We start from the raw sequence: 23,784 nt of genomic DNA, 5'->3' as shown, positions 1-23,784 counted from the left end.
CGGCTCACTTGATTTCCCGCAGCAGGATCCCCGCGAGATGGTCGTTCTCAATCGAATCTACACCCGCACCGGTGACGACGGCACCACCGCCCTCGGCTCCGGTGAACGGCGGCCGAAGTCCGATCCGCGGATCGCGGCATACGGCATGGTGGATGAGACCAATGCGGCGCTCGGCGTGGTGCGGCTGCATTTGTCGGAGCTGCCGGAACTCGACGCCATGATCGGGCGTATTCAGAACGATCTGTTCGATCTCGGCGCCGACTTGGCGGTTCCGGAACGCGAAGGTAAGGCCGAACGGCTGCGGGTGTTGTCGAGCCAGGTCGAGCGCCTGGAGCGCGATATCGATCAGCTCAACGAAGGCCTGGCGCCGCTCACATCGTTCGTGCTGCCCGGCGGCAAGCCGGCAGCCGCTTACCTGCATGTGGCGCGGACAATATGCCGCCGTGCGGAACGGGCCATGGTGGAACTCTCGGCCCGGCCGAACGAGAAAATCACCCCGGCGGCCGTCCAGTACGTCAACCGGTTGTCCGACTTCCTGTTTGTCGCCGCCCGCACGGTGAACGACGGCGGCGCCCGCGACGTGCTCTGGGTGCCGGGCCAGAACCGCTAGGGAACAAGGCGGTTTTTGGCTTTGCCGCGTTGACCGCGGTTAGGAGGGGCTTTAGGTTCCGCCGCCACAACAAACAATTACCCACCGCAACACGAAAGAGGATCGATGAAGGTTCTGGTGCCGGTCAAGCGCGTGGTCGACTACAACGTCAAGATCCGCGTCAAGAGCGACGGGTCGGGCGTTGAACTCGCCAACGTCAAGATGTCGATGAATCCGTTCGACGAGATCGCCGTCGAAGAAGCGCTGCGCCTCAAAGAGGCCGGCAAGGCGACCGAAGTCGTCGTGGTCTCGATCGGACCGGCGCAGGCGTCGGAAACCCTTCGCACCGGCCTCGCCATGGGCGCGGACCGCGGCATCCTGGTCAAGGCCGACGGCGTCGTCGAACCTCTGGCGGTCGCCAAGATCCTCAAGGGCGTTGCCGACGAAGAGAAGCCGGGACTGATCATTCTCGGCAAGCAGGCGATCGACGACGACAGCAACCAGACCGGCCAGATGCTGGCCGCGCTGCTCGGCTGGGCGCAGGCGACCTTCGCCTCCAAGCTCGACGTCGACGGCTCCGACTTCACCGTCGCGCGTGAAGTCGACGGTGGCTCGCAGACCGTCAAGCTCAAGGGCCCGGCGATCGTCACCACCGATCTGCGGCTGAACGAGCCGCGCTACGCCTCGCTGCCGAACATCATGAAGGCCAAGAAGAAGCCGATCGCGGAGAAGACCGCGGCCGACTACGGCGTCGACGTTTCGCCGCGCCTGGAAGTTCTGAAGACCGTCGAGCCGGGTGGCCGCAAGGCCGGCGTCAAGGTCAAGGACGTCGCCGAACTGGTTTCGAAGCTCAAGAACGAAGCGGGTGTACTCTGATGGCCACGCTGCTGATTGCCGAACACGACAACGCACACCTCAAGGACGCCACCAACAAGGCGATGACCGCCGCGGCCGCGCTCGGCGGCGAGGTCCACATCCTCGTTGCCGGCCAGGGCTGCAAGGCCGTGGCCGATGCGGCTGCCAAGCTGCAGGGCGCCGCCAAGGTGCTGCTCGCCGAAGCGCCCGCCTATGAGCACGATCTCGCCGAGCCGCTGGCCGCGCTGATCGTCTCGCTCGCCGGCAGCTACGACGCGATCGTCGCCCCGGCGACCTCGCGGTTCAAGAACGTGATGCCGCGCGTCGCCGCTCTGCTCGACGTGATGCAGGTGTCGGAGATCATCAAGGTGGTCGCGCCCGACACCTTCGAGCGTCCGATCTACGCCGGCAACGCGATCCAGACCGTGAAGTCGAAGGACGCCAAGAAGGTCATCACCGTCCGCACCTCGACCTTCCAGGCGACGGGCGAGGGTGGCAGCGCGGCGATCGAGACCGTCGCGGCGGCGGCCGATCCGGGCCTGTCGAGCTTCGTCGGCGAGGAAGTCGCCAAGAGCGATCGTCCGGAACTGTCGTCGGCCAAGATCATCGTGTCGGGTGGCCGCGCGATGCAGAGCCGCGAGAACTTCACCAAGTACATCGAGCCGCTTGCCGACAAGCTCGGCGCCGGCGTCGGCGCCTCGCGCGCCGCGGTCGATGCCGGCTACGCGCCGAACGACTGGCAGGTCGGTCAGACCGGCAAGGTTGTGGCGCCGGAGCTGTACATCGCGGTCGGCATCTCGGGCGCGATCCAGCATCTCGCCGGCATGAAGGACTCCAAGGTGATCGTCGCGATCAACAAGGACGAAGACGCGCCGATCTTCCAGGTTGCCGACTACGGCCTGGTCGCCGACCTCTACCAGGCGGTTCCGGAGCTGACCGAAGAGCTCGGCAAGCTCGGCAAGTAAACGCCTTCGCGGCGGACGAACCCGGCCCTCGGGCCGGGTTCGTTGCAGAAGCTTTAAGCGTTCACCGGCTAACTGTCCGGGCGCCGAACCACGGACAGCGGCGCGGGAATGTGCGAAGATGCACCGGCCGCGCGACGCGGCTGTGCTCCGAACGAGATGAGAGATGGCGGCAGCAATCAAAAAAGTCGGCGTAATCGGCGCGGGGCAGATGGGCAACGGGATCGCCCACGTGGCCGCTCTCGGCGGGTTCGACGTGATCCTGAACGATGTCTCCGCCGACCGGCTGAAATCGGCGATGGCCACCATCAACGGCAACCTGTCGCGTCAGATCGCCAAGAAGCTCATCACCGAAGACGCCCGCAAGCAGGCCCTGGCGCGGATCACCGCGACGGAGAAGCTGGACGGGCTGTCCGACTGCGACCTCGTGATCGAGACCGCGGTCGAGAAGGAAGAGACCAAGCGCAAGATCTTCAACGAGCTGTGCGCGGTGCTGAAGCCGGAGGCGATCGTCGCTTCCAATACCTCGTCGATCTCGATCACCCGTCTGGCCGCCTCGACCGATCGGCCGGAGCGCTTCATCGGCATTCACTTCATGAATCCGGTGCCGGTGATGGAGCTGGTCGAGCTGATCCGCGGCATCGCCACCGACGACGCCACCTTCGAGACCGCGAAGGCGTTCGTCACCAAGCTCGGCAAGCAGATCGCGGTGTCCGAGGATTTCCCGGCGTTCATCGTCAACCGCATCCTGCTGCCGATGATCAACGAGGCGATCTACACGCTGTACGAAGGCGTCGGCAACGTCGAAGCCATCGACATGGCGATGAAGCTCGGCGCGCATCATCCGATGGGCCCGCTGGAGCTGGCCGACTTCATCGGCCTCGACACCTGTCTGTCGATCATGCAGGTGCTGCACGAGGGCCTCGCCGACTCCAAGTATCGGCCGTGCCCGCTGCTGGTGAAGTACGTCGAAGCCGGCTGGCTCGGCCGCAAGACCCAGCGCGGTTTCTACGATTACCGCGGTGACAAGCCGGTCCCGACCCGCTGAGCGTTGCGATAGCGGCACCGTAGTTACTTCCGTCATGGCCGGGCTCGTCCCGGCCATCCACGCCTTTTCCCGCGTTTCCGTCAGCAAGGCGTGAAAGCCCGGGACACGCCCGGGCATGGCGAACTATCAGGGGAATCGCTCATTCGATCCCCGGCACGCTCCGGATCTGCTCGGCCAGGAAGTCGATCAGCAGCCGCACGCGGGCGATGCCGGCGCGCTCCGGCACGATCAACAGATTGAGCGGCACCGGCGGCAGCCGATACTCCGGCAGGATGACTTCAAGGCGACCGGCGGCCAGCAGGTCGTCGACCAGCCAGCGGTGTGACGCCGCAATGCCGCGCCCTGCGATCAGCGCTTCCCGCGCCGCGAGCCCATGGTCGACCCTGAGCCGGCCGCCGAACGGCACCCGGTGTGTCTCCTGATCCGGTCCCTGCAAGATCAGCATGTCGCTGCCCGCGACGTTTACCATCCGCACCCCTTGATGGCGCGACAGGTCCTGCGGCGATGTCGGCCTGCCATGCGCGTCCAGATAGTCCGGCGAGGCGACCAGCAGGCGATGGCTGTGGCCGAGCGTGCGCAGCTTCAGTGAGCTGTCGGCGAGCGGAGCCAGCCGGATCGCCAGGTCAACGCCTTCGCGCACCAGATCGACCCGATGATCGGTGAGGCCGAAGTCGATCCCGATCTCCGGATAGCGATCTTGGAACGCGAAGATCAGCCGGCTGGCATGCAGCACGCCGAACGAGGCCGTGCAGGAGATCCGGATGCTGCCGGCGGGCGCCCCCGACGCGCCAAGCGCTTCGTCGCTGGCCTGATCGAGCAAACGCAGGATCTGAATGCAGCGCGCGTAATAGCGGCTGCCTTCCTCGGTCAGCGTCACCCGGCGGGTGGTGCGGCTCAACAGCGGTGCACCGACCGCGGCCTCGAGCTCCTGCAGCTGTCGGGTGACGGTAGATTGGCCGACATTGAGGTCGCGCGCGACCGCCGACAGGCTGCCCCGTTCGGCAATGCGAACGAAGGTGCGGATGCGCTCGATCGTGACAGCTGATCTATCCATTTTTCGGAATAATCATATCGATACTCCGCGGCTACTGGAATAGTCGCCGCGGGGGTACCTGCAGGGTCTGATCATCACTGCAGGGAGCCTGGCCGTGAAAGTCCTTCTGGTATTCGCCCACCCCGAACCGCGCTCGTTGAACGGCGCGCTGCGCGACGTCGCGGTCGCGGAGCTGCAACGCCTCGGCCACGAGGTGCAGGTCTCCGATCTCTATGCCCAAGGCTGGAAGCCGGCGGTCGACCGAGAAGATTTCCCAACACTGGCGCCCGGCGAGCGGCTGCTGCCGACCGTGGCGTCGAAGGCGGCGTTCGGCGCCGGAGAGCTGACCCAGGACGTCCGCGACGAGATCGATAAGCTGCTATGGGCCGACGCCGTGATCCTGCAGTTTCCGCTGTGGTGGTTCACCATGCCGGCAATCCTGAAAGGCTGGGTCGAGCGGGTGTTCGCCTGCGGCTTCGCCTATGGGGTCGGCGAGCACAGCGACAAGCGCTGGGGCAATCGCTACGGCGAGGGCGTTTTGGCCGGCAAGCGCGCGATGCTGATCGTCACCACCGGCGGCTGGGAGCAGCATTACGGCCCGCGCGGCATCAACGGGCCGATCGACGACCTGCTGTTTCCGATCCATCACGGCATTCTGTTCTATCCCGGCTGCGAGGTGCTGCCGCCCTACGTGCTGTATCAGGCCGGCCGGCTCGATTCGGCCGGGTTCGAAGCCGCGGCCGAACGGCTGCGGGAGCGGATGCGCACGCTGGCCGAGACGCCGCCGATTCCGTACCGGCGCCAGAATGGCGGCGACTATCTGATCCCGACCATGGAGCTGCGGCCGGAGCTGGGTGTACCCGGTGCCGAAGGCTTCGCGGTGCACCTGAGCGAGGGGGCCGGCCCCACGGCCTGACCGTGGCCGTCCAAGCCGCGGCGCGCTCGATGCAATTTCATCGAATGCGCGCCGCCTCGCTTCGGATTGTTAACGGTTTGCTGCCAGACTGCGGCGATGGACATGAGCATGATCAGCGCGGCGCTCGCCATGCAGGCCAGCAGCACGCAGATGCAGATCTCGACGACGATTCAAGCGTCGGCCGCTCGCACCGAGCGCGAGACAGTGCAGACGCTGCTCGGCATCGGGCAGGGCGGCTCGCCCTCGCTCGCCAATGTCGGCCCCGGCGTCGGCGGCAACCTGAATATCAGCGCCTAATCCGAGCTCTTTAAGCAGTCATTGCCATTGAGCAGTCATTCCGGGGCGCCGTCAGGCGCGAATCCGGAATCTCTTTTTGCAACAACCTCTGGTTCCGGGTTCGGGCGCAGCTTCGCTGCTTCCGCCCCGGAATGACCGCTGGTGGCTGTCAGTTACTTGCTGCCCGCCGTCGCCGGCTTCAGGGCGGCCTTGATCAGCGTGGTGGCGTCGTTGCTGTCCCACTCGGCCGGGCCATTGATGGTGGCGACCTCGCAGCCCTCGCGGTCGATCAGCACCGAGGTCGGCATCCCGAGCGCACGGCCGACCGCTTTCAGATCCTGAAACACCTTGGCGGAGGCGTCGGTGAACACCGACAGGTGGGTCAGCTTCTCGTCGTCGAGAAATTTCTTCGGCTTTGCGGGATCGCGGGTGTCGATGTTGATCGCCACCACTTCGAAATCCGAGCTGCCGAGCTTGGCCTGCAGGTTGTCGAGCGCCGGCATCTCCTTGCGGCACGGCACGCACCAGGTCGCCCACAGGTTGACCAGCACGGTGCGGCCGCGGAAGTCCGACAGCTTCTTGGCCTGGCCGGCATCGTCGGTGAACGTCAGGTCCGGCAGCCGCAGCGGCGCCGCTGCTGGCGTGAGCGCTGCGACCTCGCCGCGCACCAGCGGCTTGAGCTGCTGCGCCAGCGCCACCGCCGGCCGGCACACGGGATCGCCACCTGCATTGCGCTGCAGCCCGCCAATCCCGTATATCCCGGCGGCGCCCGCGACGACGAGCACGGCCATCGTGGCCAACAGGATGGTCAGGCGGCCGGCACGGCGCGGCGGGACGGGATTCGGCTGGGATTCGGTCATCGAACAATCAGAAGACGGCAAGCCGCGCAGGTTCGCGGGCGGCAGCCGATGATGAGATGTGATTGGGACGCGAGCATGATCGTGAGCGGCGACAGATGAGCAACAAGATGTGGGGCGGCCGATTCACCGATCGCCCCGACGCGATCATGGAAGAGATCAACGTCTCGATCGACGTCGATCGCCATCTCTACGCCCAGGACATCACGGCGTCCAAGGCGCATGCAGCCATGCTGGCCGCGCAGGGCATCATCACCGCGAACGATGCGAAAAATATCGGCAAGGGTCTAGACACGATTCTGTCAGAGATCACCGCCGGCAAATTCACGTTCAAGCGTGCGCTCGAAGACATCCATATGAATGTCGAGAGCCGGCTGGCCGAACTGATCGGCCCCGCCGCCGGGCGCCTGCACACCGCGCGCTCGCGCAACGATCAGGTCGCGACCGACTTCCGGCTGTACGTCCGTGACGTGCTGGACGAGACCGACGCGGCGCTGGCGGCGTTGCAGCTGGCGCTCGCCGAACGCGCGCTCGAGCAGGCCGAGACCGTGATGCCCGGCTTCACCCATCTGCAGACCGCGCAGCCGGTGACCTTCGGCCATCATCTGATGGCCTATGTCGAGATGGTGGCGCGCGATCGCGGCCGGTTCCAGGATGCCCGCAAGCGGCTGAATGAAAGCCCGCTCGGCGCCGCGGCGCTGGCCGGCACCTCGTTCCCGATCGACCGCCACGCCACCGCCGCCAAGCTCGGCTTCGACCGGCCGATGGCGAATTCGCTCGATGCGGTGTCGGACCGCGACTTCGTGCTGGAGACGCTGTCGGCGGCGTCGATCTGCGCCGTGCATCTGTCGCGCTTCGCCGAAGAGATCGTGATCTGGACCTCACCGTTGGTCGGCCTGATCCGGCTGTCGGACAAGTTCACCACCGGCTCGTCGATCATGCCGCAGAAGCGCAATCCGGACGCGGCCGAGCTGGTCCGCGCCAAGACCGGCCGGGTGATCGGTGCGCTGAACGGCCTGTTGATCGTGATGAAGGGCCTGCCGCTCGCCTATCAAAAGGACATGCAGGAAGACAAACAGGGCGCGATGGAAGGCTTCGCGGCGCTGTCGCTGGCGATCCGCGCGATCACCGGCATGGTCCGCGACCTCGAGCCCGAGCCGGAGCGGATGAAGGCGGCGGCGGGCGAGGGCTACGCCACCGCAACCGACCTGGCCGACTGGCTGGTGCGGACGTTGAAGATGCCGTTCCGCGAGGCGCATCACGTCACCGGCCGGATCGTCGGGCTCGCCGCCAAGAAGGGCGTGGCGCTGCACGAATTGCCGCTCGCCGAGATGCAATCGGTCGAGGAACGCATCGCCAAGGACGTGCTGGCGGTGCTCAGCGTCGAATCCTCGGTGAAGAGCCGCACCTCGTACGGCGGCACCGCGCCGAAGAACGTTCGCAGCCAGGCCAAGGCCTGGCTCAAGCGGCTCGCCAAGGACAACAAAACGCGCTGAGGGCGGGCTGCCGTCCGGCGGTTTCGGGGGCTCGCCAGCGCGGCGCAATCTCGGTATGGTGCCGCGCCAATTGGGGATATTCGACGTGAATCGCGTGACCAACCCATCGCGATGGGCGCTTCTGGTGATTGTGGCGGCAACGCTGGCGCTGTCGGGCTGCGGCCGTAAAGCTGGCCTCGATCTGCCGCCGGGTGCTGCCGACACGCCGTCGGCTGCGCCGGCGACCAAACCGGAGGCCAAGGGCGACGTGTTCGACTCGTCCTACGGCACCAACGCCCCGCCCTCCGCCGCCAAGGGGCGGAAGCGAAGCATCATTCTCGATCCGCTGCTGGACTAAGCGCCAATATGCGTCATTTCGACTATCGCGACGGCGTGCTGCACGCCGAAGGCGTCAGCCTTGCCTCGATCGCGCAGGACGTCGGTACGCCGTTCTACTGCTACTCCACGGCCACGCTGGAGCGGCACTACCGGGTGTTCACCGAGGCCTTCGCCGGCACCGATGCGCTGGTGTGCTACGCCATGAAGGCCAATTCCAACCAGTCGGTGCTGCGCACCCTGGCCAAGCTCGGCGCCGGCGCCGACGTGGTGTCGGGCGGCGAACTGCAGCGCGCGCTGGCGGCCGGGATTCCGCCTGGCAAGATCGTGTTCTCGGGCGTCGGCAAGACCGAAGCCGAACTGCGCGCCGCGCTCGCCCACGACATCAAGTGCCTCAACGTCGAATCCGAGCCCGAGCTCGAACTGCTGTCGCGGCTCGCGGTCGAGACCGGCCGGACCGCGCGGATATCGCTGCGGGTCAATCCCGACGTCGATTCCGGCACCCACGCTAAGATCTCGACCGGCAAGTCCGAGAACAAGTTCGGGATTCCGATCCGCCACGCCCGCGAGGTCTATGCCCGCGCCGCCAAGCTGCCGGGCATCCAGGTCACCGGCGTCGACGTCCATATCGGCAGCCAGATCATCGACCTGGCGCCGATGGAAGCGGCGTTCCGCATCGTCGCCGAATTCATCCACGTGCTGCGCGGCGACGGTCACACCGTCAGCCACGTCGATTTCGGCGGCGGCCTCGGCATCCCGTACTACGAGGATCGCGACGCGCCGCCGGAGCCGTTCGCCTATGCGGAGATGGTCAAGCGCGTCACCCACAATCTCGGCTGCACGCTGCTGTTCGAACCGGGGCGGATGATCGTCGGCAATGCCGGCATCCTGGTCGCCAAGGTGATCTACGTGAAGCACGGCGACGGCAAGACCTTCGTGATCATCGACGCGGCGATGAACGACCTGATCCGCCCGACGCTGTACGAGGCGTATCACGAGATCCTGCCGGTGGCGGAGCCTGCGCCCGGCGGCAAGATGATGGTGGCCGATGTCGTCGGCCCGGTGTGCGAGACCGGCGATTACCTCGCGCTCGACCGCAAGCTGCCCGAGCTGAAGGCCGGCGATCTGGTCGCGATCATGACGTCGGGTGCGTATGGCGCCGTCCAGGCGTGTACTTACAACACCCGTCCGCTGGTGCCGGAAGTTCTGGTGAAGGACGATCAGGTCGCAGTGGTGCGTCCGCGCATCGAGGTCGAGCAACTGATCGCGATGGACAAAGCGGCGCCCTGGCTGTGAGCCGGTCTCTCTCCTAGAAGTAAGGGGTGGGACCGCCAGACGCGGCGTACAAAAATAACTGGCGGTCCCGATCGCGCTTAAAATCCGCAGCGGTGAACATGCGGCTTCACTGCCACGCGCGCGACGGCCGACCGTAGCGATCCGGCAATTCCGAGCAATTTGAAGTGTTTTTTAACCTAACCGCTCAACCTTAACGCGGCGGTCGGAGCCGCCGCGCCGGTTGGCTGGTACCAATTTATCGCCTCAGCCCTTGTCGATCTCTGCGAACACTTCGCGGGCGATCCGGAAACTGTCGACGCCGGCCGGGATGCCGGCGTAGCAGGCCACCTGCATAAAGATCTCGCGGATCTCGTCCTTGGTGACGCCGTTGGTCAGCGCGCCCTTGATGTGCGCGCGCAGCTCGTGCGGCCGGTTGAGGATCGCGATCATCGCCAGGTTGAGCATGCTGCGGGTCTTCTTCGGCAGCCCGTCGCGTCCCCAGATCGCGCCCCAGCAATACTCGGTGACGAGTTCCTGGAACGGCTTGTTGAAGTCGTCGGCGTTCTTCAGCGCGTTCTCGACATAGGCCTCGCCCAGCACCGCCTTGCGGATCTCCAGCCCCTTGTCGTGCGTCGTCTTGTCCATTGCGCGTCCTCTGGTGGGAAGTTCGCCGGAACACTACGGGGCACCGGCTGTGCCGTCACGCGTTCGTGTCGCGGTGTGATGCGCGCAGTGGTGGCGCAAGGCGGTGCCTCATTGCCGCCGTTGTGCTACGCTCGTGTGAGCAGCAACCCGGAGAGATGGTTGAGCGGCAGCATTCCCGATCCGTCGCAGGCCCCGCACGATGAAGAGGCGGTCGCGCGGCTGCACCTGGACAAGGCGATCGGGCGCGCCACGCTGGCGATTGCCTGGGAGCGCACGTGGCCGCATCTGGCGCGGCTGATGAGCGTCGTCGGCCTGTTCCTGGCGCTGTCCTGGGCCGGGCTGTGGCTGGTGTTGCCGTTCTCGGCTCGCATCGCCGGCTTGGTGCTGCTCGCTGCCCTGGCGCTCGGCGCGCTGATCCCGGCCATCAGGTTCCGTTGGCCGAGCCGCGACGAGGCGCTGGCGCGGCTCGATCGCAATACCGGCCTGAAGCATCGCCCGGCGACGGCGCTCGGCGACACGTTGGCGTCCGGCGATCCGGTGGCCCGCGCGCTGTGGCAGGCCCAGCGCGACCGCACCCTGGCGACGATCCGCGGCCTCAAGCCCGGCCTGCCGTCGCCGCGGCTGCCGATCCACGATCCTTGGGGGCTCCGCGCCCTGGTGGTGATCCTGCTGGTCGCGACCTTCTTCGCCGCCGGCGAGGAGCGAACCCCGCGGGTGATGGCGGCATTCGACTGGAAGGGCGCGATGGCGCCCTCGACCGTCCGGGTCGATGCCTGGGTGACGCCGCCGGTCTATACCAACAAGCCGCCGATCATTCTCACCGCCGCCTCCAACAAGGACCTCGGCACCCCGGGCAGCGGCCCGCTGCCGGTGCCGGTCGGCTCGACTCTGCTGGTGCGCTCCAGCGGCGGCGATCTCGACATCGCGGTCGGCGGCGGCCTGGTCGAGGTCAAGCCGGACAGCGAAGCCCCCAAGGGCACCAGCGAACGGCATTTCCGCATCACCGGCGACGGCACCGCGCGGGTCCGGGCGCCGTCGAGCGAAGCGCCGTGGAGCTTCACCGCCACCCCGGACAAGCCGCCGGCGATCGCGCTCGCCAAGGAGCCGCAGCGCCAGGCGCGCGGTTCGCTGCAGCTGTCCTACAAGCTCGAAGACGATTACGGGGTGACCGAGGCCGAGGCGCAGTTCGCCGCTGCTGCCCCGGCCAAGGCCCCGGGCACGAAGCCCGCGGATGCACCGCGGCCGCTGTTCGAAGCGCCGCAGTTCAAGCTGGTGCTGCCGAATGCCCGCACCCGCGCCGGCGTCGGTCAGACCGTCAAGGACTTCAGCGAAGATCCCTATGCGGGCGCCGAAGTCACGCTGACCCTCACCGCCAAGGATGAGGCCGGCAATCAGGGCCACAGCGAGCCATTCACGATGCGGCTGCCGGAGCGGCTGTTCACCAAGCCGCTGGCGCGCGCGCTGATCGAGCAGCGCCGTATCCTGGCGCTCGATGCCAATGCCAATAGCCAAGTGTACGCCGCACTCGATGCGCTGCTGATCGCGCCGGAAGTGTTCACGCCGGATGCCGGCCAGTATCTCGGGCTCTACACCATTGCGGATCAGCTCGAACGCGCCCGCACCGACGACGCGCTGCGCGAGGTGGTGAGCAATCTGTGGTCGCTGGCGGTATTGATCGAAGACGGCGATGCGTCGGATGCCGAGAAGGCGCTGCGTGCCGCACAGGACGCGCTGAAAGACGCGCTGGAGCGCGGGGCGCCCGACGACGAGATCAAGCAGCTGACCGACAAGCTGCGCGCCGCGCTCGACGCCTATATGCGTCAGCTCGCCCAGCAGCTTCGCAACAATCCGCAGCAGCTCGCCCGCCCGCTCGATCCCAACACCAAGGTGATGCGGCAGCAGGATCTGGAAAACATGCTCCAGCGGATGGAGCGGCTGTCGCGATCCGGCGACAAGGAAGCCGCCAAGCAGTTGCTCGATCAGCTCGCGCAGATGCTGGAGAACCTGCAGATGGCGCAGCCCGGCCAGGGCGGCGACAGCGGCGATATGGAGCAGGCGCTCAACGAGCTCGGCGACATGATCCGCAAGCAGCAGCAGCTCCGCGACAAGACCTACAAGCAGGGCCAGGATCAGCGCCGCGACCGGATGCGCGGTCAGGACGGCGAGCAGAACCTCGGCGACTTGCAGCAGGATCAGCAGAACCTTCACGACCGGCTGCGCAAGCTGCAGCAGGAGCTCGCCAAGCGCGGCCTCGGGCAGAGCCCGCGCGGCGACAAGGGTGAGCAGGGTCAGCAAGGGCAGCAGGGCCAGCAAGGCGAGGGTGGTCTCGATCAGGCCGACTCGGCGATGGGCGATGCCGAAGGCCGGCTCGGCGACGGCAATGCCGACGGCGCGGTGGACTCACAAGGCCGCGCCCTGGAAGCGCTGCGCCAGGGCGCGCAGAAACTCGCCGAAGCGATGCAGCAGGGTGACGGCGACGGTCAGGGCGATGGCCAGGGCAACCGCCCCGGCCGCCAGCAGAGCGGTGCCAATCAAACCGATCCGCTCGGCCGGCCGCTGCGCGGCCGCGACCTCGGCGACGATCTCACTGTGAAGATCCCCGGCGAAATCGACGTCCAGCGCGTCCGCCGCATCCTCGAAGAACTCCGCCGCCGCCTCGGCGACTCTGGCCGCCCGCAGATCGAGCTCGACTACATCGAGCGGCTGCTGAAGGATTACTAAGTCGGCTCCCTTGCCAGCCACGTCATTCCGGGGCGCTCGCGCAGCGAGCGAACCCGGAATCCAGAAGTTGGAGCGCCGGGCGGCCCCCAAATAGGAAGCTCACTACCCGCGTCGCCCTCACCCCAGCCCTCTCCCGCAAGCGGGAGAGGGGGCGCGCTGCGAGTTGGAGCGGGCGTCGATCTTCCGCCGCGTGGGGGCTAACTACTACTCTTCTTCGCCGTCAGCGCATCCGCCACCGCGGTGCGGATGTCGGCGACTGAGAACGGCTTGGTGACGACGTCGTGCACGATGGCGTCGAGGCCGGAGGCGCGTTCGCGTTGATCGGCGAAGCCGGTCATCAGCAGGATCGTCAGCTCGGGGAAGTCGCGCGCAGCGGCGAGCGCCAGCGCGATGCCGTCCATGATCGGCATCTTGATGTCGGTCAGCAGCAGGTCGAACTTGCCGTTCTGGCTGGTGAGAATTTCCAGCGCTTCGCTGCCGTCTTCGGCCGTGACGGTCTCGTGGCCGTCCATGCCGATCGCGCGGGCGACCAGCAGGCGCATCGATTCTTCGTCGTCGGCGATCAGGATGCGCGCCATCGTGTTATTCCCTCGTCGCGGCCGGCGCCGGGCCGCGTGCAACCACACTGATCATGACCTCAGGCCCCGCCGGCGGCAATGTCGCGCCGGTTGAAGAAGCGCACGTCGATCGCGCGCGCCTCGGCCGGCGGCGAGGCGAGGCGCGTTCTGAACCAGGCGATTTCGCCCGGCCGCAGCGCCTGTTGTTCGAGAACCGCGTTCCACGCGTAGATCTCGGTGCCCTTGGCGTCCCGCACCGAGAACCGCAGCCGCGGCACGTCGACGGGCTTCTTGGCCTGACCGATGATCACGCCCTCGATCACCAGCACCGGCTTCGCCTCCACCGTCTCGCGGCTGATCCGCACGTCCTTGATCGCCAGCCCGCGCAGGTTCACCTCGAAGCCGATCATCCGATAGAACGCCGCGGTCTGCGGCATAAGCCGGACGATGTCGGCGCGCCAGATCAACAGACCGAGCGCCACCGAACCGAATACCGCGATCGCCAGCGGCGCGGTGAACAGTCCCTTGGCGGCTTTCAGCGGCTCCTTGCGGAATTCCGCCAGCCGCTCCTTCATGCTGCGCGGCCGGCGCTTGGTGCCGAACGAGGGCTTGCGCTTGCGCCGCGGCGGCAGCTCCTCTTCGTCACCCGGCGCAGGCTCGTTGGCCAGCGCGCGCGTGAATGGATCCTGGTCGCCTTGCCCCGGCAGGTCGGCGGTAATCGGCGGGCTCTCGACGACCGGGGTGTCCTGCTCGTCCTCGGTCACGCCCCATCCGGGATCATTGGCGAGGTCGTCGGTGGCCGGCTGCTGTTCTTCGACCGTCATGGCGGCGACACGGACGTCGCTCTGCACGTCTTCGGGCCGCGCCAGCCAGACTTCCTTGCACCGGGAACAACGCACCGTCCGGCCGGCATCTCCCAGTTTGGCCGGATCGATCGCATAGGATGTCGTACAATGCGGGCAGACGATATGCATGGCGAATCGCTGGCTATAAGGTTCGTCCGATCTTACCGGCCGTCCGTTAACGAATCGGAAACCATAACCGCCTCACAACGGCGGCACGGGCAGATGGCGTGGCGTGCCCTTTCTCCCCGCGCCGATCGAAATCGGAGCTGAACGTGGTCCGCTTCGAAAATGTCGGCCTGCGCTATGGGCTTGGTCCGGAGATCCTCCGCGACCTCAATTTTGCAATTCCGGCGCACTCGTTTCAGTTCCTGACCGGACCGTCCGGCGCGGGCAAGACCTCGCTGCTCAGACTGCTGTTTCTGTCGCTGCGGCCGACCCGCGGCCTGGTCAATCTGTTCGGCAACGACGTGTCGCTGCTCGGCAAGGACGAGGTCGCGGCGCTGCGCCAGCGTATCGGCATCGTGCTGCAGGACTTCCGCCTGCTCGACCACATGACCACCTATGAGAACGTGGCGCTGCCGTTCCGGGTCACCGGGCGCGACGAGTCGAGCTATCGCAAAGAGGTCATCGACCTGTTGAAATGGGTCGGGCTCGGCGACCGGATGGACGCGCTGCCGCCGGTGCTGTCGGGCGGCGAGAAGCAGCGGGCCGCGATCGCCCGCGCGGTGATCGGCCGGCCGCATCTGTTGCTCGCCGACGAGCCGACCGGCAACGTCGACCCGACGCTGGGACGCCGGCTGCTGCGGCTGTTCGTGGAATTGAACAAGACCGGGACCGCGGTGGTGATCGCGACCCACGACATCAATCTGATGGACCAGTACGAAGCGCGCCGCCTGGTGCTGCACCAGGGCCGGCTGCACGTTTATGAATAGGCAGGGGCCGTTGCGCAGAGCCGACGAACGCGACGTCATGGTGGACCTCGGGCACGAACGCCCGCAGGTGCCGCCGAAGGCGCGCAATGCGTCGCCGATCGTGCCGCGCGCCTCGATCTCCGGCCGTGCGCTGGTCGCCGTGGTGGCGATCATGACGTTCCTGGCCTCGATGACCACCGGCGTGGTGCTGCTGATCAGCGCCTCGGCGGCGGAGTGGCAGTCCGAAGTGTCGAGCGAGCTGACCGTGCAGGTGCGCTCGCTGCGCGGTCGCGATCTCGACCGCGACGCCGACCGCGTCGCCGAGGTGGTGCGCAGCCAGCCCGGCGTGGTCGAGGTGCGGATCTTCACCAAGGACGAATCCGCCAAGCTGCTGGAGCCGTGGCTCGGCACCGGGCTGTCGCTCGACGAGCTGCCGGTGCCACGGGTGATCGTGGCGCGCGCCGCCCCGGGCAGCGGGCTCGATCTGGCCGAATTGCGCCGCCGCGTCACCGAGGCCGCACCCAGCGCGACGGTCGACGACCATCGTGCCTGGATCGAGCGGATGCGGTCGATGACCGGCGCCACGGTGTTCGCCGGCATCGGCGTGCTCGGCCTCGTCATCGTCGCCACCGTCATCTCGGTGTCGTTCGCCACCCGCGGCGCGATGGCGGCCAACCGGCCGATCGTCGAAGTGCTGCACTTCGTCGGTGCCAGCGACAGCTACATCGCCAATCGGTTCTTCCGCCACTTCCTGCTGCTCGGCCTGCAGGGCGGGCTGATCGGCGGCGGCGCTGCGATCTTCGTGTTCGGCTTTTCGGAGTCGGTGGCGACGTGGTTTTCCGGCACACCGGTCGGCGACCAGTTCGCGGCGCTGCTCGGCACCTTCTCGCTGCGCCCCACCGGCTATTTGGCGCTGGCCGGCATGGCGGTGCTGATCGCCGGCATCACCGCCTTGGCCTCGCGCCGTACGCTGTTCAGCACGCTGAACTCGATCGAATGAGCCGGCGATCGATCCGCGCGCTACCGCCGCACCGCTCAGGCCGTTCGACCATCCGGCGGACTCCCTTTCGCCCGAAATCGCATTAGAGTCCGGGCAGCTTCCGCAACCGCCGCCAGCGGTGCACAAGGCTCGTGAAACGAGGTCTATCGCACGTCCCATGTCGTCGTCGTCCGATCGCAGTGAGCTGTCTTCGTCGCCCGGCCGTCCGGCCGGACGCGGCGGGCGGCTGCGCGCCACCATCGTGGCGGTGCTGGCGCTCGGCTTCCTGGTTGGGGCTGGCGGGTTCGTGGCCTTTCTGGCGCAGCTGCACGGCGCTGAGCGGCAGCCGCAGCACAATGCCGACGGCATCGTGGTGTTGACCGGCGGCTCGTCGCGAGTGTCCGACGCGGTCGAATTGCTGGCGGCCGGCTACGGTAAGCGGCTGCTGATCTCCGGCGTCCACCGCACCAACGGTGCCCGCGACATCTCGCGCTCGGTGCCGGAAAGCCGCGACTGGTTCACTTGCTGCGTCGATCTCGACCGCTCGGCGGTCGATACCCGCAGCAATGCCTCCGAAACCCGGCGCTGGGTGCAGGAACGCGGCTTCCGCTCGCTGATCGTGGTGACGTCGAATTACCACATGCCGCGGGCGATCGCCGAAATGTCCCACGCCATGCCGGACGTCGAATTGATTCCGTTCGCGGTGATCGGCGACAAGTGGCGCGACGAGCCGTGGTGGACCAGTGGCGGAACGCTGCGGCTCTTGCTATCGGAATACGCCAAATATCTCGCGGTCGAGCTGCGGGTGCGCCTGTCCAAGCTCGGCATCGAGGTGATGCCCGAACCGGCCGATCAGGCCGAACCGACCGGCGCCCGCAAGCCGGCGACCGCTGCCGCCAACTGATCGGACCGTTCCGATGTTCGTGATCTTCCTGCGTTCGTTGATCTTCAACGTGCTGTTCTACGTCGTGCTGGTGGGCTGGGTGTTGGCCGCGACCGTGGCGGCGCTGTTTTCCGGCCGCGCGGTGGTGAAGGTCGCCAAGATGTGGGGCCAGAACAGCATCTGGCTGATGCGCCTGATCTGCGGCACCAAGGTCGAATTCCGCGGCCTCGAGAAGATCCCGCAAGGGCCGCTGATCGTCGCGCCGAAGCATCAGTCGATGTGGGAAACCTTCGCGCTGCTGCAGTTCTTCGATGAGCCGCTGTATATCCTCAAGCGCGAGCTGACCTGGCTCCCGGTGTTCGGCCAACTCCTGCTGCGCGGCGGCATGATCGCCATCAACCGCGCCGCCGGCGTCAAGACCCTGGTCGAGATGGCGCGCCGCGCCCGCGAGGAAGTGCGCCGCGGCCGGCAGTTGATCATCTTTCCGGAAGGCACCCGCCGGCCGGTCGACGCGCCGCCGAACTACAAGAGCGGCGTCGGCCAGATCTATGTCGATTGCGGCGTCCCGTGCCTGCCGGTGGCGCTGAACGCCGGACTGTTCTGGCCGCGGCGCCAGTTCATGCGCTACCCGGGCACGATCGTGGTCGAATTCCTCGATCCGCTTCCTGCCGGCCTCGATCGCCGCGAGTTCCTCAGGCAGCTCAGCGACGTGGTCGAAACCGCCACCAACCGCCTGGTCGCCGAGGCGCGCCAAGAGCAGGCACAGCTGTTCGGCCGCGTCCCCAGCGCGGTGCCGCCACAGGCCGAGCCGGCGCCGAAGCCGGAGAGCGAACAGGTCGGCAATCCTTGAACGCCGCTGGTCGATTTCGCTCTCGACCGCTTTGGATCTCAAGACCCTTGAGGACCTAGGATAATCCTTGGCCGCAACTCAGTGTTGCGCCAAGGATTGCTGCTCGTCTGGAAGATCTGCCAAGCCATACTGCTTTAACTCTTCAAACGTTCGTGGCTGCAGAACGTCCGTGATCGTTGAGAGTATGTCGCCGATCTGATGCGCAAATTCTTTCATCAGTCGAGAACGGTCGAAGTCTCGGTCACCGAGGACGTCCGGACCGTGGTCCTTTAAGATTTGTTCAAGCTCATTGCTCTGCTTGCGCCAAAAGACGGCGCATTGCGCGCGGTCGGTTGGGGTCCAAATCTTGGCGTCGTCCAACGCGTACACTCGAATCCTCTTGAGGAATTCGTCGTCGTCCTGGCGACTGTTTCGCCAAACTGCGGCAAGCTCATACATGCAATAGGGAGATTGCAGGTATTTCTGGCTCAACACAATGAAGACCCGGTTGCCGCGGCCGAGCCGTGTCATGAATTTTGAGATACGGTCACCGACCGTGAGCATTTTCTTGTCGCGAAGTATCGTAATTCCGCGCGCCTCCGCAGCTGCGCACAGGTCATCCACGACTGTTTCTCGGTTGCGGCCGTCGACTGTGTTGTCTCCCCAGGCGTAGGACACGAAGTATTCTGGCTGCTTGGTCGGCTCCTGGGTGAATTTCAGCGGTTCCTCGCGCATAGTTGTGGTATGTTTTGTGGCCTCATCCGGGCGTGCTTCCGCATGAATCGGTCGTTGCCCCGTTGTGGTCGAGGAGATCCCCAGACGCTGCTGTTCCAGTTCCACCAGCTTCGTTAGCCGAGCAAGCAGTGCGCTGGCACGGCCGCGTTGCGTCTGGATAATGATGCTGCCGCCAAAGCCGGAGTCGTCCCGGCGTTGAGCGACCAGCGCCCGACTGCCGGTATCTGCTTCGTAGAGGTAGACCCCGTCGCGCCAATAGTCGGCGGCCAGTCCGGCGCCACCGCCGATGCGTGAAATGATCGCGCGCGTCAGAAACGTCGGCAGCAGGTCGTAGCGGAATTCAACCGACTCGGATGGCCGACCAGCATCCCATTTCTGGTCGATATCTGTTTCGGTTCGATCAGGCAGGAGGTCTGGAGCGATGTATTCTGCTTCAATTCTCTTCTCCAGAACGGCCGCACGGTGCACGAAGCAGATGCCGCAGGACTCCATCATGCTGATAAAAAGCTGCTGCTCTTTCTCCCCATAGCCGGCTTCATTCCAGATCCAATCCGCGAGGTCGGATTGCGTGAACCGGCCGTGAAGTCGCCTGATCTTGACGAAGCATTTTTCGCGATGGAAGACCGCGTAGATTGCCTCCAATGCCCAGTTTTGGTCGATGACGATATGATCGTGAAATAAACCCTTGCGGTAGAACAATGTGCCGGCGTTGTGCAGATAAGACAGCAAAGGGTCGGGACTATCGATTCCGGCCTCTTTGCAGAAATTTTCGAACACCGCGCGGCTGATCGTTCGATTCTGACGCTCTAGAATTGGGAGCTTTGCATCTTCGTCCCGCAACTCTTCGATTTGTCGCTTGACCTTCGCGCGTCCCAACCCGATCACGGCCGTCCCAGATTGTTCTTTCAAGTAAGAAACAACTTGTTTCAAAGCCTCGTCCAGACTCCCGCGCCCGTAATCGGTCCGCGAACTGTATCGAACAATACGCGGTGGAAAGACAAATCGATTGAGGATCGAGTCCGAAGCCGGTGGCTGGAGCTTCTCCTCTTTCCAAGAGTCGCACCGCGCTTGAGTAACGATGACAGGAGAGTCGTCGCCCCCGAACTGGCGGATGTAGTCCAGCCAATAGACCAGCGGCTGGTTGCGAAAAACGAGCCCACTATGTGCACGTTCGGCTGTGTCCTCAAAAGCGGGTGTCCAGACGAGCAGAAAGGCCGAGTGGCTCCGCATGAACAGCGCATGCGTGCCATGATAGATATCCTGGCCGCCGAAGTCCCAGATGTTCAATCGAACCGCTGAGTTGCTGTCACAGGTTAACACGGCGGAGTTGACGAAGATGCCGTGTGTTGAATCAATCGCAGCGTCGTATGGTTCTCCGCGTAGGCGGCGGCAAATCTGGGTCTTCCCAATGCGGCCATTGCCGAGCACCATTAGTTTGACGTCGGAGATCGGCTCCTCTCCTGCTTCAAGATCGCGGAGATGTGCGCGAAGGGGGGCGAGACAATTCTCCCAGCCATGCTGAGATAGTACTTCCGATGGGACGCCCGGAAGGACTGTTTCATGGAGATACAGCTCGCGTAGAGATGCTGTGAGCCAGATGCTCTCGGGCGCATGCTTGAGCCGGGAGCGAGAGCAACGAAGCATATACAGGTTGGCGAGCGTGGTGAGTGGTGTAAAGTCGCTCACTTTGGTGCTGGAGCAATCGAGTATTTGCAATTTGATAAGCGCGGCGATGGGTGCGAGATCGCTCACCTGGGTGTTTGAGCAATCGAGCGTTTGGAGGTTGGCGAGTGCGGCGATGGGTGCGAGATCGCTCACCTGGGTGTTTGAGCAATCGAGCGTTTGGAGGTTGGCGAGCGCGGCGATGGGTGCGAGGTCGCTCACCTGAGTGGTGAAGCAATAAAGTGTCTGCAGGTTTGCGAGCGCTGCGATGGGTGCGAGATCTTTCACCTGGGTGTCGCCGCAATAGAGCGCCTGCAGGTTTGCGAGCGCTGCGATGGGTGCGAGATCGTTCACCTGGGTGTCGCCGCACTCGAGCGTCTGCAGGCTGGCGAGCGCGGCGATGGGTGCGAGATCGCTCACCTGGGTGCTGGAGCACTCGAGCGTTTGGAGGTTGGCGAGCGCGGCGATGGGTGCGAGATCGCTCACCTGGGTGTTGGAGCAATCGAGCGTCTGCAGGTTGGCGAGCGCTGCGATGGGTGCGAGATCGTTCACCTGGCTGTCGCCGCAATAGAGCGTCTGGAGGTTGGCGAGCGCGGCGATGGGTGCGAGATCGCTCACCTGGGTGTTGGAGCAATCGAGCGTCTGCAGGTTGGCGAGCGCTGCGATGGGTGCGAGATCGCTCACCTGGGTGTTGGAGCAATCGAGCGTCTGCAGGTTGGCGAGCGCTGCGATGGGTGCGAGATCGCTCACCTGGGTGTTGGAGCAATAGAGCGTCTGTAGGTTGGCGAGCGCTGCGATGGGTGCGAGATCGCTCACCTGGGTGTTGGAGCAATAGAGCGTCTGCAGGTTGGCGAGCGCGGCGATGGGTGCGAGATCGCTCACCTGGGCGTTGGAGCAATAGAGCGTCTGCAGGTTGGGGAGGCGCTCGATCCCCGCAAGACTCTCTTGGTCGGTCCACTCAAGGTCGAGTTCTTCGAGCGAGGTGAGCTCGAAGAGGCGATTGGCTTGTCTTCCGAGCCGGTTAGCCTCAGCGGGCTTGCGCCAAGAAAAGCGCCTATCGCGGGTTTGCGTACTGGTCGAACCCAGATTGAGGCTGCGCAAATGCTTCAGCGCGAATAATTCCTCGGGAAGTTCAGAAAGCCCAAGCCCTCCGAGATCCAGGACACCCGTCTGAGCTTTCGCTTCCTGGGCAATGCGTTCTCGGGCGATCGCTAATCCGTCCATCTGCCAAGCCTGAAGAAAAGAAAGAATGCATCGAAATGTAGCCTTTGGCAGGCTGTCGTCACAACTGTAGGATGTGAGGTCAGCTCACCGCGGCTCACTGGCCAGAATGTACCGGCGCTTCGTCGCGCAGCGCTTCGGCGAGTTGGTGCAGCGGCACGTCGCGGCAGCCCTGGGTTTCCAGCGCCTTCACGGTGGCGATCACGTAATCGCGGTTGGGGCCGGAGCGGCCGTGACCCTGGCGGACGTGGCGAAGCTGCTCGGCGTAAGACAGCCGGCCGGCATATTGCGCGTGGCCGCGATCGACCACGTAAGTCAGCGCGCTGATCCGGCGACAGGCGTCGTCCTCCAGCCACACCGAGCGCTTGACCTCGCGATACACGCTGGTGACCTGCTCGCGCTCACGCAAATAAGCCACCGTCGCCATCCGGTGCGCGTCGGCGACGCGGAACGCGATGCCGCGGCAGGCGCCGCCGCGGTCGAGCCCGAGCACCAAGCCGGGCTGTTCCGGCGTGCCGCGGTGGACGAACGAATACACGCACAGCGCCCGGTGCTCGCCGATCAGCCGCGCCGGCACCCGCTCGACGAAGTCGAAGCCGGGATTCCACATCAGCGAGCCATAGCCGAACACCCAGAGGTCGCCCTCGGACAGTTCGGATTCGGTGAGCGTTTTGGCGGACATGCGTGCAGGCGGGCTATCGTGCAAATGACAAATTCAGTCCTTACCCCATCGGGCCATGAAGCGTGAGCGGTTTGCCGCGCGGGTCGGCCGCGTTCGCGGCATGGCGTGCGGCAGCCGGTCGCGGATTCCCTTTTCGGGCTTCTCCCCTTAAGTAGGCGCGATGGCAGATTCCACGATTTCCCCCCGCCGCCCGCTGTGGCCGGTGCTGTTGCTCCCCGGCGTGGTGGTGCTGGCGGCGCTCGCCTGGAGCGCATTCTGGCTGTTCTCGGCAAGCCAGGTCGACCGCATCGTCGACCAGTGGCGCGCGCGCGAGGCGGCCGCCGGCCGCAGTTATGATTGCGGCCAGCGCTCGGTGGCGGGCTTTCCGTTCCGCCTCGAGGTTCGCTGCGAGAACGCCAGCGTCGCGCTGACTTCGCAGACCGCGCAGCAGGCCGCGACCCAGACCCCGGTGACAGCCAAGCTCGGCGAGATCCTGGTGGTGTCGTCGCTGTATCAGCCGAGCCTGCTGATCGCCGAGTTCAAGGGCCCGGCGAGCTTCGCCGACCGCGGCCAGCCGGTGTCGATGGAGCTGAACTGGAAGACCGCCCGCAGCAGCGTGGCCGGACTGCCGGGCACGCCGGAGCGGGTCGCCCTGGTGTTCGACGAGCCGGCGCTCGACGGTTTCCGCGGCGACACCCGCGTGCTGCTGGCGCGCGCCCGCCACGCCGAGCTGCACGGCCGGCAGCGTGAGGCCACCGGCGCCGAGCCGCGCCAGCTCGAAGTCGATCTCAGCCTCGATGGCACGTCGGTGCAGGACCTGCATCCGCTGCTCGCCGATCCGTTCGATGCGCATCTGCGTCTGTTGATCAGCGGCCTGAAGGACTTCCGCCCCAAGCCGTGGCCGCAGCGTTTCCGCGAGATCCAGGCCGCCGGCGGCCGCATCCAGTTCGAGCAGGCGCGGATCCAGCAGGGCGACATGGTGGCGGTCGCGACCGGTTCGCTCGGGCTGACCGCGCAGGGCTATGTCGACGGCGAATTGCAGATGGTGGCCACCGGGCTCGACCAGGTGATCCCCAAGCTCGGCATCGACAAGATGCTGGAGCAGGGCGTGTCACAATCGACGCTCGACCGGCTGGCGCCCGGCGTTCGCGCCAAGGACGTCAACAATGTGCTCGGCGCGCTCGACCGCGCCATTCCGGGCCTCGGCCAGGTGGTGCGCAAGAATGCCAATGTCGCCGCCGTCGCCGGCATCGACGCGCTCGGCCAAGAGACCAAGCTGGAAGGCCGTCCCGCCCGCGCCTTCCCGCTGCGCTTCGTCGAAGGCGCCGTGATGCTCGGCCCGCTCAAGGTGGGGCAGACCAAGCCGCTGTTCTGAGGCAACGCTTAGTAAGCGGCGCCCCGCGGGCCGTTTGAAGTAAGCGTTCCCGCGATCCGCAGCGCGCTCCCTCTCCCGCTTGCGGGAGAGGGTTGGGGTGAGGGCGCCTCAGGCAGTGAGTCGGTTAATCGCGGAGAG

Annotated in this window: 22 protein-coding genes; 15 read left to right on the top strand and 7 right to left on the bottom strand. The window is 65.8% G+C overall.

Annotated features, from left to right (window positions below; all coding sequences use genetic code 11):
- The first annotated feature begins 37 nt into the window (after positions 1-37).
- From RPPS3_RS23960 to RPPS3_RS23945, 4 genes are all read left to right on the top strand, one after another.
- Positions 38-610: a cob(I)yrinic acid a,c-diamide adenosyltransferase gene (locus tag RPPS3_RS23960; protein WP_107346282.1), complete on the top strand. Its 573-nt coding sequence runs from the start codon at positions 38-40 to the stop codon at positions 608-610.
- Between the two features lie 105 nt (positions 611-715).
- Positions 716-1,465 (top strand): electron transfer flavoprotein subunit beta/FixA family protein, encoded by a 750-nt coding sequence (locus RPPS3_RS23955; protein ID WP_107346281.1) that lies wholly within the window; start codon positions 716-718, stop codon positions 1,463-1,465.
- Entirely contained in the window at positions 1,465-2,409 is a 945-nt protein-coding gene (locus RPPS3_RS23950) for an electron transfer flavoprotein subunit alpha/FixB family protein (protein ID WP_107346280.1), read from the top strand. The genes RPPS3_RS23955 and RPPS3_RS23950 overlap by 1 nt, the downstream gene beginning before the upstream one ends.
- Positions 2,410-2,572: 163 nt before the next feature.
- Positions 2,573-3,454 carry a 3-hydroxybutyryl-CoA dehydrogenase gene (locus tag RPPS3_RS23945; RefSeq protein WP_107346279.1) on the top strand — a complete coding sequence of 294 codons (882 nt, stop codon included), beginning with the start codon at positions 2,573-2,575 and terminating at the stop codon, positions 3,452-3,454.
- Positions 3,455-3,593: 139 nt separating this feature from the next.
- Here the strand turns inward: RPPS3_RS23945 and RPPS3_RS23940 are convergent, their stop codons facing one another.
- The gene (locus tag RPPS3_RS23940) at positions 3,594-4,508 is read right to left on the bottom strand and encodes a LysR family transcriptional regulator (protein WP_107346278.1); all 915 of its coding nucleotides are present in this window, start codon (positions 4,506-4,508) and stop codon (positions 3,594-3,596) included.
- 94 nt (positions 4,509-4,602) lie between these two features.
- Here RPPS3_RS23940 and RPPS3_RS23935 point away from each other — a divergent pair, with 94 nt between their 5' ends.
- Entirely contained in the window at positions 4,603-5,403 is an 801-nt protein-coding gene (locus RPPS3_RS23935) for an NAD(P)H-dependent oxidoreductase (RefSeq protein ID WP_107346277.1), read from the top strand.
- Between the two features lie 108 nt (positions 5,404-5,511).
- Positions 5,512-5,700, top strand: coding sequence for a hypothetical protein (locus RPPS3_RS23930; RefSeq protein WP_012497859.1), 189 nt, complete (start codon positions 5,512-5,514; stop codon positions 5,698-5,700).
- Positions 5,701-5,852: 152 nt separating this feature from the next.
- Here the strand turns inward: RPPS3_RS23930 and tlpA are convergent, their stop codons facing one another.
- Positions 5,853-6,539, bottom strand: coding sequence for a thiol:disulfide interchange protein TlpA (tlpA, locus tag RPPS3_RS23925; protein WP_107346276.1), 687 nt, complete (start codon positions 6,537-6,539; stop codon positions 5,853-5,855).
- 95 nt (positions 6,540-6,634) lie between these two features.
- Here tlpA and argH point away from each other — a divergent pair, with 95 nt between their 5' ends.
- From argH to lysA, 3 genes are read left to right on the top strand one after another with little or no spacing between them, the layout of a single operon-like run.
- Positions 6,635-8,032: an argininosuccinate lyase gene (gene argH, locus RPPS3_RS23920; protein WP_107346275.1), complete on the top strand. Its 1,398-nt coding sequence runs from the start codon at positions 6,635-6,637 to the stop codon at positions 8,030-8,032.
- 55 nt (positions 8,033-8,087) lie between these two features.
- Complete coding sequence (lptM, locus tag RPPS3_RS23915; protein ID WP_107346274.1) at positions 8,088-8,369, top strand: LPS translocon maturation chaperone LptM; 282 nt, start codon at positions 8,088-8,090, stop codon at positions 8,367-8,369.
- Between the two features lie 8 nt (positions 8,370-8,377).
- Positions 8,378-9,643: a diaminopimelate decarboxylase gene (lysA, locus tag RPPS3_RS23910; RefSeq protein WP_107346273.1), complete on the top strand. Its 1,266-nt coding sequence runs from the start codon at positions 8,378-8,380 to the stop codon at positions 9,641-9,643.
- Between the two features lie 243 nt (positions 9,644-9,886).
- On the opposite strand, the gene RPPS3_RS23905 is transcribed toward lysA, so the two are convergent.
- Entirely contained in the window at positions 9,887-10,267 is a 381-nt protein-coding gene (locus tag RPPS3_RS23905; RefSeq protein ID WP_107346272.1) for a carboxymuconolactone decarboxylase family protein, read from the bottom strand.
- A gap of 159 nt (positions 10,268-10,426) precedes the next feature.
- On the opposite strand from RPPS3_RS23905, the gene RPPS3_RS23900 reads away from it, so the two are divergent.
- Entirely contained in the window at positions 10,427-12,988 is a 2,562-nt protein-coding gene (locus tag RPPS3_RS23900; protein WP_107346271.1) for a TIGR02302 family protein, read from the top strand.
- Between the two features lie 197 nt (positions 12,989-13,185).
- Here RPPS3_RS23900 and RPPS3_RS23895 read toward each other — a convergent pair whose 3' ends face one another.
- Positions 13,186-13,566 (bottom strand): response regulator, encoded by a 381-nt coding sequence (locus RPPS3_RS23895; protein WP_107346270.1) that lies wholly within the window; start codon positions 13,564-13,566, stop codon positions 13,186-13,188.
- Positions 13,567-13,625: 59 nt separating this feature from the next.
- Positions 13,626-14,519, bottom strand: a complete 894-nt coding sequence (locus RPPS3_RS23890) for an MJ0042-type zinc finger domain-containing protein (RefSeq protein ID WP_107346269.1) — start codon at positions 14,517-14,519, stop codon at positions 13,626-13,628.
- A gap of 143 nt (positions 14,520-14,662) precedes the next feature.
- Between RPPS3_RS23890 and ftsE the strand changes: the two genes are divergently transcribed.
- From ftsE to RPPS3_RS23870, 4 genes are all read left to right on the top strand, one after another.
- Entirely contained in the window at positions 14,663-15,322 is a 660-nt protein-coding gene (gene ftsE, locus RPPS3_RS23885) for a cell division ATP-binding protein FtsE (RefSeq protein ID WP_011160268.1), read from the top strand.
- Entirely contained in the window at positions 15,315-16,301 is a 987-nt protein-coding gene (locus tag RPPS3_RS23880) for a cell division protein FtsX (protein ID WP_164638793.1), read from the top strand. Before ftsE ends, RPPS3_RS23880 begins: the two co-directional genes overlap by 8 nt.
- 157 nt (positions 16,302-16,458) lie before the next feature.
- Positions 16,459-17,184 carry a YdcF family protein gene (locus tag RPPS3_RS23875; protein WP_107346267.1) on the top strand — a complete coding sequence of 242 codons (726 nt, stop codon included), beginning with the start codon at positions 16,459-16,461 and terminating at the stop codon, positions 17,182-17,184.
- Positions 17,185-17,197: 13 nt separating this feature from the next.
- Complete coding sequence (locus RPPS3_RS23870) at positions 17,198-18,013, top strand: lysophospholipid acyltransferase family protein (RefSeq protein WP_107346266.1); 816 nt, start codon at positions 17,198-17,200, stop codon at positions 18,011-18,013.
- Positions 18,014-18,091: 78 nt separating this feature from the next.
- Here the strand turns inward: RPPS3_RS23870 and RPPS3_RS23865 are convergent, their stop codons facing one another.
- Together RPPS3_RS23865 and RPPS3_RS23860 are read right to left on the bottom strand one after the other, a co-directional pair.
- Positions 18,092-21,613, bottom strand: a complete 3,522-nt coding sequence (locus RPPS3_RS23865) for a leucine-rich repeat domain-containing protein (protein ID WP_107346265.1) — start codon at positions 21,611-21,613, stop codon at positions 18,092-18,094.
- Positions 21,614-21,707: 94 nt separating this feature from the next.
- The gene (locus RPPS3_RS23860) at positions 21,708-22,292 is read right to left on the bottom strand and encodes a gamma-glutamylcyclotransferase (RefSeq protein ID WP_107346264.1); all 585 of its coding nucleotides are present in this window, start codon (positions 22,290-22,292) and stop codon (positions 21,708-21,710) included.
- 160 nt (positions 22,293-22,452) lie between these two features.
- On the opposite strand from RPPS3_RS23860, the gene RPPS3_RS23855 reads away from it, so the two are divergent.
- Positions 22,453-23,646: a DUF2125 domain-containing protein gene (locus RPPS3_RS23855; RefSeq protein WP_107346263.1), complete on the top strand. Its 1,194-nt coding sequence runs from the start codon at positions 22,453-22,455 to the stop codon at positions 23,644-23,646.
- Positions 23,647-23,784 lie beyond the last annotated feature (138 nt).

It is taken from the genome of Rhodopseudomonas palustris (assembly GCF_003031265.1).
Lineage (GTDB): Bacteria > Pseudomonadota > Alphaproteobacteria > Rhizobiales > Xanthobacteraceae > Rhodopseudomonas > Rhodopseudomonas palustris_H.
Note: the sequence above shows the minus strand (reverse complement) of the source record. Positions and strands in the feature narration are given on the sequence as shown.